12 protein-coding genes and 6 tRNA genes are annotated in these 13333 nt (G+C 48.5%); 17 read left to right on the plus strand and 1 reads right to left on the minus strand.

What is annotated here, in order from left to right:
• Nucleotides 1-2 precede the first annotated feature (2 nt).
• A tRNA-Pro gene (locus SYN_RS01365) sits at nucleotides 3-79 on the minus strand.
• Nucleotides 80-313: 234 nt separating this feature from the next.
• Here SYN_RS01365 and SYN_RS01370 point away from each other — a divergent pair.
• The 17 genes from SYN_RS01370 to rpoB all read left to right on the plus strand — a co-directional run bounded on the left by SYN_RS01370 (nucleotide 314) and on the right by rpoB (nucleotide 13311).
• Nucleotides 314-730, plus strand: coding sequence for a DUF1178 family protein (locus tag SYN_RS01370; protein ID WP_011416195.1), 417 nt, complete (start codon nucleotides 314-316; stop codon nucleotides 728-730).
• Between the two features lie 202 nt (nucleotides 731-932).
• On the plus strand, nucleotides 933-3242 hold the full coding sequence (cysS, locus tag SYN_RS01375; protein WP_011416196.1) for a cysteine--tRNA ligase: 2310 nt from the start codon (nucleotides 933-935) through the stop codon (nucleotides 3240-3242).
• A 146-nt stretch (nucleotides 3243-3388) separates the two neighbouring features.
• Nucleotides 3389-4225: an AmmeMemoRadiSam system protein B gene (amrB, locus tag SYN_RS01380; protein ID WP_011416197.1), complete on the plus strand. Its 837-nt coding sequence runs from the start codon at nucleotides 3389-3391 to the stop codon at nucleotides 4223-4225.
• Between the two features lie 50 nt (nucleotides 4226-4275).
• Nucleotides 4276-4848, plus strand: coding sequence for an AmmeMemoRadiSam system protein A (amrA, locus tag SYN_RS01385; RefSeq protein WP_237671302.1), 573 nt, complete (start codon nucleotides 4276-4278; stop codon nucleotides 4846-4848).
• Between the two features lie 162 nt (nucleotides 4849-5010).
• Nucleotides 5011-5086: transfer RNA gene (locus SYN_RS01390), tRNA-Thr, on the plus strand.
• 18 nt (nucleotides 5087-5104) lie between these two features.
• Nucleotides 5105-5189, plus strand: a tRNA-Tyr gene (locus SYN_RS01395).
• Between the two features lie 69 nt (nucleotides 5190-5258).
• Nucleotides 5259-5334: transfer RNA gene (locus SYN_RS01400), tRNA-Gly, on the plus strand.
• A gap of 142 nt (nucleotides 5335-5476) precedes the next feature.
• Nucleotides 5477-5552 (plus strand) — tRNA-Thr (locus tag SYN_RS01405).
• Between the two features lie 22 nt (nucleotides 5553-5574).
• A complete protein-coding gene (gene rpmG / locus SYN_RS15630) occupies nucleotides 5575-5724 on the plus strand; it encodes a 50S ribosomal protein L33 (protein WP_011416199.1) in 150 nt (49 codons plus the stop codon).
• Between the two features lie 24 nt (nucleotides 5725-5748).
• A tRNA-Trp gene (locus SYN_RS01410) sits at nucleotides 5749-5825 on the plus strand.
• Nucleotides 5826-5854: 29 nt separating this feature from the next.
• Nucleotides 5855-6070, plus strand: coding sequence for a preprotein translocase subunit SecE (gene secE / locus SYN_RS01415; RefSeq protein ID WP_011416200.1), 216 nt, complete (start codon nucleotides 5855-5857; stop codon nucleotides 6068-6070).
• Between the two features lie 6 nt (nucleotides 6071-6076).
• Nucleotides 6077-6607, plus strand: coding sequence for a transcription termination/antitermination protein NusG (gene nusG, locus SYN_RS01420; RefSeq protein WP_011416201.1), 531 nt, complete (start codon nucleotides 6077-6079; stop codon nucleotides 6605-6607).
• 56 nt (nucleotides 6608-6663) lie between these two features.
• Nucleotides 6664-7089, plus strand: a complete 426-nt coding sequence (gene rplK / locus SYN_RS01425; protein WP_041584588.1) for a 50S ribosomal protein L11 — start codon at nucleotides 6664-6666, stop codon at nucleotides 7087-7089.
• Nucleotides 7090-7217: 128 nt separating this feature from the next.
• Entirely contained in the window at nucleotides 7218-7916 is a 699-nt protein-coding gene (rplA, locus tag SYN_RS01430; RefSeq protein WP_011416203.1) for a 50S ribosomal protein L1, read from the plus strand.
• A gap of 289 nt (nucleotides 7917-8205) precedes the next feature.
• A complete protein-coding gene (gene rplJ, locus SYN_RS01435; RefSeq protein WP_011416204.1) occupies nucleotides 8206-8730 on the plus strand; it encodes a 50S ribosomal protein L10 in 525 nt (174 codons plus the stop codon).
• Between the two features lie 45 nt (nucleotides 8731-8775).
• Nucleotides 8776-9165 (plus strand): 50S ribosomal protein L7/L12, encoded by a 390-nt coding sequence (gene rplL / locus SYN_RS01440; protein ID WP_237671303.1) that lies wholly within the window; start codon nucleotides 8776-8778, stop codon nucleotides 9163-9165.
• Between the two features lie 54 nt (nucleotides 9166-9219).
• Complete coding sequence (gene rpoB, locus SYN_RS01445; protein ID WP_011416206.1) at nucleotides 9220-13311, plus strand: DNA-directed RNA polymerase subunit beta; 4092 nt, start codon at nucleotides 9220-9222, stop codon at nucleotides 13309-13311.
• Nucleotides 13312-13333: the final 22 nt, after the last annotated feature.

The following is a 13333-nucleotide window of genomic DNA, read 5'->3' on the forward strand; positions in this document are numbered from 1 at the left end:
AATGGTCGGGATGGCGCGATTTGAACGCGCGACTCCTGCGTCCCGAACGCAGTGCCCTACCAAGCTGGGCCACATCCCGACAGGGGGAGTTCATATAAAATTTATACGGAAATGTCCATCATTATTTCATGATCCTGCATAAAAAATAATCTTCCCCCGATTTACGGACCGTGAGCGAACAGCGCATGATACACTGTATTTATACAGAATATTACTGAATTTTTCCTGGTATCCATCTTGTTCCTGCTCTATTGTTTTTTGCTTTTCAACATGATATTTATTGATGAAATAGAGAAATAAAGGGGGACTATTCTTGATTATTTATGATCTGAAATGTGAAAATGGGCATAAGTTCGAAGGATGGTTCAGGGACAGAAAGGCCTTTGAAGAACAGAAGGCGCAGAGGTTGATTGCCTGTCCCGTCTGTGGAAGTTCAAACTCGGAGTTATTGCCTTCTTTTCCGAGGATCATGAGCCGGGAGGGAGAAAATGCCTCAGGAAAGGATGCCAGAGAAATCAGTCCCCTGAAACTCCTGCATAAAATTCAGAAATACGTCAGCAAGAATTTTGAAGACGTCGGTGAGCGGTTTGCGGAAACCGCGCTGAATATCCATCATGGCAAAGAAGATCCGAGAAATATTAAAGGGACTACAACACAGCAGGAGGAGGACGTCTTGAAAGAAGAAGGTATACCGTTTTTTAAAATTCCCCTCCCCAAGTTGGACAGTTAAGGACCGGCAACCTTTTTCGATAATCTAAAATCACACCCGAAAACTTTCAAAAGCCAAAGTCCGTAGAGAATTGTTAGAGATGTCAGGCAAGCCCGTGCTTGATCACAGGGAATAGCTCATTCCCCTCATACATAAGAGGAAAAAACAGGGCAGGGATAATGGTCATAATCGAAAGCCCGGTGTATGGAAGAGAAAATTAAGCATGCAGAAACTTTATGGGAACATTCTTGAAGCGATTGGAAATACGCCGCTTGTTGAGATTCGCAGGTTGAACCCGAACCCGAACGTAAAAATCTATGCCAAGCTGGAAAGTTTCAATCCCGGGGGGTCCATCAAGGACCGGACCGCCCTTTATATGATCAATGAGGCAGAACGGCGCGGGGAACTCACCAAAGATAAAATCATCCTGGAAGCAACCAGCGGCAATACCGGCATTGGTCTGGCCCTCATTGCGGCGGCAAAGGGTTATCGCGTCTGCTTTGCAATGGCGGAGTCGGCGAGTGACGAGAGGAAAAAAATACTGAAGGCCCTGGGGGCGGAATTGCATTTTACTCCAGCCAGCCTGGGCACCGATGGTGCGATAGAAACAGTATACAGCATGATGCGGGAAAACCCGGACCGTTATTTCGTCCCTGATCAGTTTAACAATCCCGATAATATTCTGGCCCATTATCACGGGACGGCCGAGGAAATCTGGCAGCAGACCGGGGGCCGTGTCACCATGGCGATTGCCACAATGGGGACAACGGGAACCGTCATGGGGATTGCCAGGCGGTTGAAGGAGTATAATCCGGAAGTACGGATTGTCGGGGTGGAACCTTATCTGCAGCACAAGATTCAGGGTCTGAAAAATATGAAGGAATCCTACCGTCCCGGAATCTACGACAAACGCTGCCTTGATGAAAAAGTCAATATTCTTGATGAGGATGCCTATGAGATGGCCAGAAGGCTGGCCAGAGAAGAAGGAATCCTGGCTGGAATGAGCTCCGGAGCGGCCATGCACGTGGCGGCACAAAAGGCAAAAGAAATGAAAGAGGGCGTGATCGTGGTTATTTTTCCGGACAGCGGCGAACGCTATCTCAGTACAGAGCTCTTCATGGATAAGGAAGAATCGACCATACGATTCTACAATGTCCTGTCCCGGAGCAAAAACTTCTTCCGGCCTGTTAATCCGGATAAGGTGCTGATGCATTCCTGCGGTCCCACGACCCACGAAGTTCCGCACATCGGCAGTTACCGCCGGTTTGTGGTGTCCGACTTGATCCGGCGTTATCTGGAATTCCGGGGATATGAAGTGAAACATGTTCTCAATATCATCGATCTGGCTGACCGGTCCATTCGAGGCGCCGAGCGGGAAGGGATGGATCTGGGTGTATACACTGCTCGCTGCGAAGAGGTATTCCTTAATGATATCAATAAATTGAATATAAAAAAGGATGAAAGCTATCCACGGGCCAGTGAGAATTTTGACAGCATGGTGAAGCTGGTGGAAAAGCTGGTTGACAAGGGATTTGCCTATGAAAAATTGAGATCCGTCTATTTTGATATATCCAAGCTGAGAGATTATGGATGCCTTTCCAATATTGACCTGGTCAGGGTGCAGCATGGCAGAAGGATCGATCTGGACGATTATGAAAAAGACAGCCCCGTGGATTTCACACTCCTTAAACGATCCACCCTGAGTGAACTGAAACGGGGGGTATTCTTCAAGACCCGCTGGGGCAACGTCAGGCCGAGTTGGCACTTGGAATGCGCTGCCATCGCCCAGCACTATCTGGCGGATACCTTTGACATTCACGCGAGCGGTTCCGATATTGTATTCCCTCACTGTGAAAATGTCATGGCAATCGGCAAGGCAGCCACGGGGAAAAGGATTGCAAATTACTGGATCAACACGGAACTGGTCATGGTCGGCGGGAAAAAGATGTCCCGCTCGCTCAACAACGCTCTGACCCTTGAGGATTTGGAAAAGAAGGGTTATTCCGGCAGGGAAGTCCGGTTCTTCCTGGTCAGCTCGCACTATCGGAAGCCGCTGAATTTTTCCTTCGGCGCCCTGGATACGGCCAAGAATACGGTTTTGAAATTAAATGGGTTCATCCAGCGTCTGATCCGGTTAAAGGCCGGGGAGGGCGATCCCGATCTTGAACAGAAGCTGTACGATCTTCGCCAGGGTTTCACAGCGGCCATGGATGATGATCTGAACATTTCCGGGGCTTTGGCCGTTCTGTTCGACTTTGTCAAAAAAGTCAGCAGCTCACTTGCTCAAGGCGTTCTGACCGTGGAGCAGCGGGATCAGGTTCTGGAGGCCTTGAAAAAAATCGATGACGTGCTTGGCGTGATGAAGTTCGAGGAGGAACAAATCAGTGAAGAGGCCCTGCAGCTAATGAAAAGGAGAGAAGCCTTGCGTCAGGAAGGCCGGTGGGCGCAGGCGGATGAAATTCGCCAGAGGCTTCTGGACATGGGCGTTGTTGTGGCCGATACACCGGAAGGCATGGTTTGGCGCCTGAAATGATTTGGGGCGGGATTGAGCTTCCCCAACCAAGGCATGGCGGCGTCGGGAGATCGGAACTTTTATCTGTCGCAGAAAATGCCCTGGCCGCTCTATAGATTAGGATAAACCGACTTGCGGGCAGCTGGGGTGGAACGGAGGAAGTTGCTATGGACGATAGGCTTATCAAAAGATCCCTGATCGCGGGTTCATGGTATCCAGGAAGTCCTCGAGTCCTGAGCAGGGACATTATGGATTACTTCGACAATGTGCCCGGCAAGACTGTTCAGGGGCGGATTCTGGGGCTCGTCGCTCCCCATGCGGGATACATGTATTCCGGTCAGGTTGCAGCACACGCCTATAAAGAAATAAAAGGACAGACTTACGATGTTGTCTTCGTTATCGGACCCAGTCATAGGGCATTCTTTCGGGGGGTGTCCCTGTTCAAGGAGGGGGGATACGAAACCCCTCTGGGCATCGTCGATGTCCATGAGGACATGGCTGCCCGGCTTCTGGAGCAGGATCCTCGAATTGCCTTTCTGCCGGATGTCCATCTACAGGAACACTCCGTTGAAATACAGCTCCCCTTTCTGCAGGTCGCTCTCGGTGAGTTCAGCTTTGTTCCCCTGATCATGGGCGATCAGGATTATGAGACGTGCAGGGTTCTGGCCGATGCGATTGTCAACTGCTGTGGAAATAAACAAGTTTTAATTGTAGGGAGTTCGGATTTGTCTCATTATCATGGCTATGAGCAGGCCGTTAGAATGGATTCACGAATCCTCGAACATCTCCGTAAAATGGACGAGTGCGGCTTGATCAGAGATTTGAGCAGTGGAACCGGTGAGGCCTGCGGCGGCGGCCCGGCTGCCGTGACCATGATGGTGGCCAGGCAACTGGGTGCGGATAAGGCGGCTGTTCTGAAATACGCCAATTCCGGTGATGTGACCGGAGACAGGAGTGGAGTAGTCGGCTATGCAGCAGCGGTCTTTTATGAAGGGGAATCTTGATTGGCCGAATCGCCGGGCCGGTGATGAAGGCATAGACAGGGGGAATGGGAATGAGTTTATCACCAGAGGATAAAAAGGCATTGCTGAGTATCGTTCGATCAACGATCGAGAAGAGCCTTAAGGCTGGAACAGAACCCTGTGATCTGACAGGGAAGGATGAGATTCCCTCCGCGCTCAAGGAGAAAAGGGGTGCTTTTGTAACTCTGAAAAAACGAGGCCAGTTGCGTGGTTGCATCGGTTATATACAAGCCTTCAAACCTCTTGAACAAGCCGTGAGGGATATGGCCCTGGCCGCTGCCTTCGAGGATCCGAGGTTTATTCCGTTGAGCCCCGATGAACTGCCCGAAATTTCTATCGAGATATCCGTTTTAACGCCCTTAACGAAAATAAGAAGTCTCGATGAAATTGAAGTCGGTAAACACGGATTGTATATTGTGCAGGGACCTTATTCTGGATTGCTGCTGCCTCAAGTGGCTATGGAATATGGTTGGGACTGCTTGACTTTTCTGGAGCAGACCTGTTATAAGGCCGGGCTTCCTCATGATGCGTGGCAGGATGAAAATACAGCCATCTTTATTTTCTCTGCCGAGATTATTGAAGAAAATGGGGATGTTGGAAAATAAACGTGAAATCGTTGATTATTCCGGTGAATTTTTAGAATGCAGTAAAAATATTGTTTAAAATTTGCTTGACAAAAGAATGCAATCCCATTAAGTTCACCGCTTCAGGGTTTTGGTCTCCGACTATTTCTGTTGTCGGGCATCTGTTCAAGCATTTGCGTTTCTGCTGGCGTAGCTCAACAGGTAGAGCAGCTGATTTGTAATCAGCAGGTTGCGGGTTCGAGTCCCATCGCCAGCTCCAGGTAAGTATTGCGGAATTGGAGGGGTTCCCGAGTGGTCAAAGGGAGCAGACTGTAAATCTGTCGGCTCAGCCTACGGAGGTTCGAACCCTCCCCCCTCCACCATTATTTCTGTAAGGCTGATAAAGGTAAGGAATAAGGCCTTCAAGGTTTTTCATCAAATTCCATCGGCAAGCGGGAGTAGCTCAGGGGCTAGAGCGTCAGCCTTCCAAGCTGAGGGTCGCGGGTTCGAATCCCGTTTCCCGCTCCATTTAGTCAAATTTCAGGAACGTGTGGAGTTCTAAGGTTCTTCCAGTGTAATCGTGAGATGATCAACTGAGTATTAATGTACAACTTGAAGAAGCAGGAACAAACCACTGAGAGTCGGTAAGTATCACAGGCGAAATCTTAAAGCCCACGTAGCTCAGTCGGTAGAGCACATCCTTGGTAAGGATGAGGTCACCAGTTCAATCCTGGTCGTGGGCTCCAATGGAGTGCAGGTAGGTGTGGAATGCGTAATATCATTATCTTGGCATGTACAGAGTGCAAGCAGAAAAACTACACGACAACGAAAAATAAGCGGACGATGCAGGGTCGGTTTGAGATCAAGAAATACTGTCGGTTCTGCCGGTCACATAAGCTCCACAGGGAGACTAAGTAGGTAAATAAACATTAGAAAATGTACAGGCCAGTAGCTCTAATGGATAGAGCGCCGGACTCCAAATCCGGATGCTGGGGGTTCGAGTCCCTCCTGGCCTGCCATTTTTTTTAGTGAATCAAGGGTCTTTGGCATGAAAGACATAATCATAAGGCTCAAGGGCTATACCCAAACGGTAAGCCAGTTTCTGAAAGGAGCAAAGACGGAGCTTAAAAAAGTGACATGGCCGACGCCTAAGCAGACTTTGGCTTCTACCTCTGTGGTCATTGTCGTTGTCATCATTGTTTCCACTTTCCTCGGCATTGTAGATTTCGGTCTTGCCAAGACAATTAAGCTGGTTTTGGGTTAGTAAACTATGGCTTTCAAGTGGTATGTGGTACATACGTATTCCGGATTCGAAAGCAAGGTGAAGCAGTCTCTTCAGGAGAGGATCGAAGCGGCAGGTATGCAGGCTCGTTTTTCCGATATCCTGATTCCTGAGGAAGATGTTGTTGAGCTTGTGTCCGGTGAGAAAAAAACTTCAAAGCGCAAGTTCTTTCCTGGCTATATTCTTGTGAAGATGGAACTGGACGACGATACATGGCATCTTGTGAAGGATACCCCGAAGGTGACAGGGTTTATCGGGAGCAGGGAAAAACCGTCGCCCATCCCGGATAAAGATGTGGAGCTTCTCAAGACAAGAATCGATGAAGGCACCTTGAAACCCAAACCTAAGTTCAAATTTGAGGTGGGCGATCATGTAACCATTATCGACGGTCCGTTTACGAATTTCGATGGGGTCATCGATGAGGTCAAGGCCGAGAAAGGAAAATTGAGGGTTATCGTCAGCATTTTCGGTCGACCGACCCCGGTTGAGTTGGATTTCATTCAGGTTGTTCAGAGCTGATCAGGAATAAGTTTTTCCGGGGGCTCACGATAATAAAGTAGCGTAGGGTGGTAATTATGGCCAAAAAAGTCATAGCAAATATCAAGCTTCAAATTAAAGCAGGAAAAGCGACGCCGTCGCCGCCCATAGGACCAGCTCTGGGCCAGCATGGTGTTAATATCATGGAATTCTGCAAGGCATACAACGCTCTCACGCAGAGCCAGGAAGGGATGGTTATCCCTGTGGTCATCACCGTCTATGCGGATCGTTCTTTTTCCTTTGTTACAAAGACGCCGCCGGCTGCGGTATTGCTCAAGCAAGCGGCGAAGATTGCCAAAGGCGCTGGCGATCCGAAGCGGGATAAGGTGGGGACGGTGTCGGCAGCTCAGGTGAGGGAGATTGCGGATTTGAAGTATAAAGATTTGAATGCCGTAAACATTGAAGGGGCGATAAAGATCATTGAAGGGACGGCAAGATCTATGGGGATTGAAATATCCGGTTAGTTCCCGAAGGTTTCGGCCTGTTATCTGGTTTTCAGAAGAGGAATCGGTATCATAAAAAAGTAACGATCTGGACGCGATATATCTGTACGTATTGTTCCAGTTCGTATTCTGCACATTGAGGTTAAAGCATGTCACGAAGGGGAAAAGTATATTTAAATGCGAGGGGAAAGGTGGAGGCTGGCCGCCGCTATACGCTTTCCGAGGCGTTGGCGCTCGTAACGGATACCGCAAGAGCAAAATTTGATGAAACGGTTGAGGCGGCTGTTCGTCTGGGTGTGAACCCGGCTCACGCGGATCAGATGGTGAGAGGAAGTGTTGTGTTGCCTAACGGTTTGGGAAAAACCGTGCGAGTACTTGTGTTTGCAAAGGGCGAAAAAGAGAAAGAGGCGCTCGATGCGGGAGCAGATTACGCCGGCTCGGATGAATTCATTGAAAAGATCAAGTCGGGTTGGCTGGAGTTTGATCGTGTGATTGCGACACCGGATATGATGGGAAATGTCGGTAAGCTGGGTAAAATTCTCGGTCCCCGGGGGTTGATGCCCAATCCGAAAGTGGGAACAGTCACCTTTGATGTTGCAACAGCGGTTAAGGAAGTGAAAGCCGGCAAGGTGGAGTTTCGGGTTGAGAAGGCGGGAATCGTCCACAGTCCCGTTGGGAAAGTGTCCTTTGGTCCTGATAGATTGATGGAAAATATTCAAGCTCTCATTGAAATGATTATCAAGTTAAAACCTGCCACCAGTAAAGGGACTTATATAAAAGGAATAGCCCTTTCCTCTACAATGGGACCCGGCGTAAGGGTAGATCCACTGGATTTACGAAATCTCTAAAGTCAAGATCGTTCTGTTTTTGTCAGTCAAGGCAGATGTGAAATCATACCACTAAAAAGAGAAGTCTGAGACAGCAGGTACAGGGTTTAATCGATGCATGCATCGGCCTGCCGAGACCACTGTTAAGTAAGGAAGCGATATTCTGCTTCAGTGCCATGTGTCTGTGTGTATGTTCCTGTGTGCTGCTCAGTTCTCCTATTATTAATTCATTCTAACAGGTCGTGATTTCTGGAAAAGAGAATTTATTCCGCCGTGCACATATAATGGCGGGCGAGAAAGGAGGTTAAGGTTGGATCGGAGAACGAAAGAGCAGGTTGCCGTTGAACTTCACGAAAAAGTAAAGTCATTCAAATTGGCTGTCCTGGCGAACTTCAGCGGAATGGGTGTGGCCAAGATGACGACTTTGCGAAATGATTTGCGGAAATCTAACGCTGAGCTGAAGGTCGTAAAAAATACCCTTCTGCGCATTGCGTCCCGGGATACCTCCCTGGAGGCATTGCAGGATGATTTCAAAGGGCCATTGGCTTTGATCCTCGGTTATGGCGATCCCGTTGAGCCGAGCAAAATTCTGTCTGACTTTGCTAAAAAGAATGCGGAATTGGAGCTCAAGATCGGCATGCTGAGCGATAAGGTCATAACCGTTGAGCAACTGAGCGCGTTGGCGGAACTTCCCAGCAGGGAAATTCTGCTCGCAAAGCTGCTTTCCGTGATGGTGGGGGTACAGACGCAGTTGGTCAATGTACTCAGCGCCGTACCGCGGGGTCTTGTGCAAGTGCTGGATGGATATCGAGCTAAAAAAGAAGAGAGCAATTAATCACGCAAATCATTGAAAATTAATACACATAGGAAGGTGCAGAAAATGGCAGATCAGATCACTAAGGAAGATGTTGTAAAATTCATCGAGGGGATGACCGTTCTGGAATTGTCCGAGCTGGTCAAGGAATTGGAAGAGAGATTTGGTGTATCCGCCGCGGCCCCGGTGGCTGTTGCCGCTGTTGCAGGTGCTGCCGGTGAAGCGGCAGCGCCTGCTGAGGAAAAGACGGAATTTGATGCGATCCTGACCGGCTTCGGTGATCAGAAGATTCAGGTCATCAAGGTCGTCCGGGCCATTACGGGACTGGGCCTTAAGGAAGCGAAAGATCTGGTTGAAGGCGCTCCGAAACCCATCAAGGAAGCGGTATCCAAGGATGAAGCCGCTGACATCAAGAAGAAAATAGAAGAAGTCGGCGGAACCGTAGAAGTAAAATAATTCAAAATAAATAACTGAGCATCTTCGGATGCTCAGTATAAAGTTAGGAATGCCATGGGCGAGTTTAGAAAAAATTTCGGCCGAATTGAAGAAATTCTGGAAGTACCCAATTTGATCGATATTCAAACCAGATCGTATGAAACATTTCTTCAGGAGGATGTAGCTCCAGAAAATCGTAAGAATTTCGGCTTGCAGGGTGCGTTTAAAAGCGTATTCCCCATTTCGGATTTCAGCGGAAAGTGTTCCTTGGAATTCGTGAGTTACAAGATAGGGGCTGTTCGTTATGACGTGAACGAGTGCATTCAGAAGGGGATGACCTATGCGGCTCCCTTGAAGATTGTGGTTCGACTCGTTGTTTTTGACACGGATCGCTTGTCCGATCAGAAAAACATCCGGGACATCAAAGAGCAGGAGATTTATTTTGGTGAAATTCCTCTGATGACTGAAAAGGGAACTTTCATTGTCAATGGAACGGAACGTGTTATTGTCAGCCAACTACACCGATCGCCAGGCATATTTTTTGACCATGATAAGGGAAAAACACTTACAAGTGGAAAGTTAATCTATTCAGCCAGAATCATTCCCATCCGGGGGTCCTGGCTTGATCTGGAATTTGATTCCAAGGATCTTCTCTATGTCCGTATAGACCGTCGCAGGAAGATGCCCGTTACTATTCTCCTCAAGGCAATGGGCTACTCAACGGAAGATTTATTGAATTATTTCTATGATGTGGAACATATCTTCTGTGAAGGCGAAAATTTTTACGCTGCTGTCGATGAGTCTCTTGTAGGGCATAAACTTTATGACGACATAAGAGACATCAACACGGGAGAAATTCTTTTTAAGAAAGGGCGCCGCATCAATAAGGTGATTCTTAAAAGAATCAGGGAACAGCGTGTCGAGCGAATCAAGATGGATGTCGAGGAGCTTCCAGGAAGAATACTGGCAACCGATATTCTGGATCCGGAAACAGGGGAGGTTCTCTTCCACTGCAATGAGGCGTTGAGTGCCGCAGGAATCGATGTGGTGCGGGAAAAAGGAATAAGAGAACTGAGCGTCATCAATCTCGGTGAGGACCTGTCCAATGTTTCAATAAGAGACACTCTATTGATTGATCGGATGGAAACTCCGGGAGATGCGATCATCGAAATCTACCGTCGTCTTAGACCAAGCAATCCTCCTACACCCGATACGGCTCAGAAGTTTTTTAACAGCCTCTTTTTTGAGAATGAAAGTTACGATCTTTCGACTGTCGGTCGGGCGAAGATGAACTATAAGCTCCGCCTCGATGTTTCCACGGATGTCACCGTCTTGAGAAAAGAAGACATCATGGCCGCGGTCAAATATCTCATCGACCTTAAAAACGGCGTCCCGGAGTGCAGCGTGGATGACATCGATCATCTCGGGAACCGGAGAGTGCGTTCCGTCGGGGAATTGATTGAAAACCAGTATCGGATCGGTTTGGTTCGAATGGAACGCGCCATAAAGGAAAAAATGAGTCTTCAGGATATCGAGACGATGATGCCTCATGACCTGGTGAATGTAAAGCCCGTATCCGCCGTGGTCAGTGAATTCTTCGGCAGCAGTCAGCTTTCGCAGTTTATGGATCAGACGAATCCATTATCCGAGATTACCCATAAGAGACGGTTGTCCGCCCTGGGGCCTGGCGGATTGACAAGAGAGAGAGCCGGTTTTGAAGTTCGCGATGTTCATCCAACCCATTATGGGCGGATCTGTCCAGTGGAAACGCCGGAAGGGCCGAACATCGGGTTGATTGTTTCGCTCAGTACCTATGCGCGGGTTAATGAATTCGGTTTCATCGAGACCCCTTACCGGATAGTAAAAGAAGGGCGGGTTCTGCCGGAAGTTAAATTCCTGACCGCAATCGAGGAAGAAAACCAGGTTATAGCACCTGCTGACCAACCTGTGAACCACGATGGGAGCTTCAAGGGTGATTTAATCTCTGCAAGGAAGGGGGGGGATTTTGTCAATGTTGTTCCATCGGAGGTCAACATGGTGGATGTATCGCCTAACCAGTTGGTCAGTGTTGCCGCAACGCTGATCCCCTTTCTGGAGCATGACGATGCAAACCGTGCCCTGATGGGGTCGAACATGCAGCGGCAAGCCGTGCCTCTGATGAGGCCGGAGATTCCTCTTGTGGGTACCGGTATGGAGCGGATTGTAGCCCGGGATTCAGGTGCTGTTGTGGTGGCAAAGAGATCGGGAATTGTTGAGAGTGTCGATGCATCGAGAATTGTCATCAAGTGTGAAAGTGCCGAAAAAACAGATCGAGATACCGGTGTTGATATTTATACGCTGATCAAATACCAGCGATCGAATCAGGATACCTGCTTCAACCAGAAGGCCATCGTCAACAAGGGCCAGCGTGTCAGGAAAGGGGACATCATCGCCGATGGTCCCGCCACTGATAACGGCGAGCTGGCCCTCGGACACAACGTCATGGTGGCCTTCATGTCCTGGGGCGGATACAACTACGAAGATTCCATTCTCGTCAGTGAAAGGATAGTCAAGGAAGATATCTACACTTCCATTCATATCGAAGAATTTGAGACCATGGCCCGGGACACCAAACTGGGTAAAGAAGATATAACTCGCGATATCCCTAATGTCGGAGAAGAAGCGCTCCGCAATCTGGATGATAGCGGAATCGTTCGAATGGGGGTTTCCGTCAAATCCGGTGATATTCTGGTGGGTAAAATTACACCCAAAGGGGAAACGCAGCTTTCATCTGAAGAAAAGCTTCTCCGGGCGATTTTTGGCGAAAAGGCCAGCGACGTAAGAGATACCTCGTTACGTGTCCCGCCGGGCGTAGAGGGGACTGTCATCGATGCCAAGGTATTTACCAGAAAAGGTGCAGAGAAAGATCATCGCTCACAGTATATCGAAGATGAAGCAATCGCCATGCTTCAGAAAGACAGAGAAGATGAAATCCGGATTATTACTGAAGCAGTGAAGAAGGAAGTCGGTACATTGCTGCAGGGCAAGCAGTCCGGTGCGAAGATCGTTGATCCGAAAAGAAAGAAAATTTACCTCAAAAAGGGTGATATTATAACACCCGAGATATTAAGTGAAATTCCACTCCATTTATGGAAGGAAATCACTGTGGCAGATGACGAAGAAACAGAGCGGGCTGTAGGTCAGATGATGGCCAATCTTTACGATAAGATCGAGGTGGTGGAAGCCTATTTCAATGAGAAGACGGAAAAGCTGAAGGCCAGTGATGAGCTGCCGCCCGGTGTCATCAAGATGGTCAAAGTCTATATTGCCATCAAAAGGAAACTGCAGGCCGGAGACAAGATGGCGGGAAGACATGGAAACAAGGGCGTCCTCTCAAGAATCTTGCCTGAAGAGGACATGCCCTATTTCAAGGACGGCAGGCCCGTGGACATCGTACTGAATCCCCTTGGAGTTCCCTCGCGCATGAATGTGGGACAGATCCTTGAAACTCATCTCGGTTGGGCTGCGAAAGGTCTTGGGGAAAAACTCAATGACATGCTGGATTCCTATCAGAAAGGAAATCAGTTGAGGGATGAGTTGAAAGGCATCTACCAGTCAAGAGAATTCGAAAAATTTGTAGACGGGGCAACCGAAGAAGAAACTTATCAGTTTGTGCGAAAGCTCAGAAGGGGCATCGCCGTTTCATCGCCCGTGTTTGACGGAGCCACTGAATCTGACATCAGAAATATGCTGAAGCTGGCAAATTTACCTTCAACTGGACAGGCTATACTCTATGATGGTCGTACGGGTGAGCCGTTCGATCAGGAAATCACCGTGGGCATGATTTACATGCTGAAACTTCATCATCTTGTGGATAACAAGATTCATGCACGATCTATAGGACCATACTCACTGGTAACCCAGCAGCCTCTTGGAGGAAAGGCTCAGTTTGGAGGGCAGCGACTTGGAGAGATGGAAGTCTGGGCGATGGAGGCTTACGGCGCAGCGTATTCACTGCAGGAATTCTTAACCGTCAAATCAGATGATGTAGCCGGCCGAACGAGGATTTATGAAGCGATCGTCAAAGGCGAGAATACATCGGAGCCAGGTCTGCCGGAGTCGTTCAATGTGCTGGTAAAAGAATTGCAAAGTCTTTGCCTTGATGTGGAGTTGATTGAGGAAGAATAAAGGAAGTCTTCCCGATAAGCAT

Source organism: Syntrophus aciditrophicus SB (assembly GCF_000013405.1).
Classification (GTDB): Bacteria; Desulfobacterota; Syntrophia; order Syntrophales; family Syntrophaceae; genus Syntrophus; species Syntrophus aciditrophicus.

Bases quoted from the DNA above. Each gene is read 5' to 3' on its own strand.
- nusG (WP_011416201.1), top strand. From the start codon at position 6,077: ATGGCTTTCAAGTGGTATGTGGTACATACGTATTCCGGATTCGAAAGC.
- rpmG (WP_011416199.1), top strand. From the start codon at position 5,575: ATGCGTAATATCATTATCTTGGCATGTACAGAGTGCAAGCAGAAAAAC.
- rplA (WP_011416203.1), top strand. From the start codon at position 7,218: ATGTCACGAAGGGGAAAAGTATATTTAAATGCGAGGGGAAAGGTGGAG.
- rplK (WP_041584588.1), top strand. From the start codon at position 6,664: ATGGCCAAAAAAGTCATAGCAAATATCAAGCTTCAAATTAAAGCAGGA.
- cysS (WP_011416196.1), top strand. From the start codon at position 933: ATGCAGAAACTTTATGGGAACATTCTTGAAGCGATTGGAAATACGCCG.
- rpoB (WP_011416206.1), top strand. From the start codon at position 9,220: ATGGGCGAGTTTAGAAAAAATTTCGGCCGAATTGAAGAAATTCTGGAA.
- amrA (WP_237671302.1), top strand. From the start codon at position 4,276: ATGAGTTTATCACCAGAGGATAAAAAGGCATTGCTGAGTATCGTTCGA.
- rplL (WP_237671303.1), top strand. From the start codon at position 8,776: ATGGCAGATCAGATCACTAAGGAAGATGTTGTAAAATTCATCGAGGGG.
- secE (WP_011416200.1), top strand. From the start codon at position 5,855: ATGAAAGACATAATCATAAGGCTCAAGGGCTATACCCAAACGGTAAGC.
- amrB (WP_011416197.1), top strand. From the start codon at position 3,389: ATGGACGATAGGCTTATCAAAAGATCCCTGATCGCGGGTTCATGGTAT.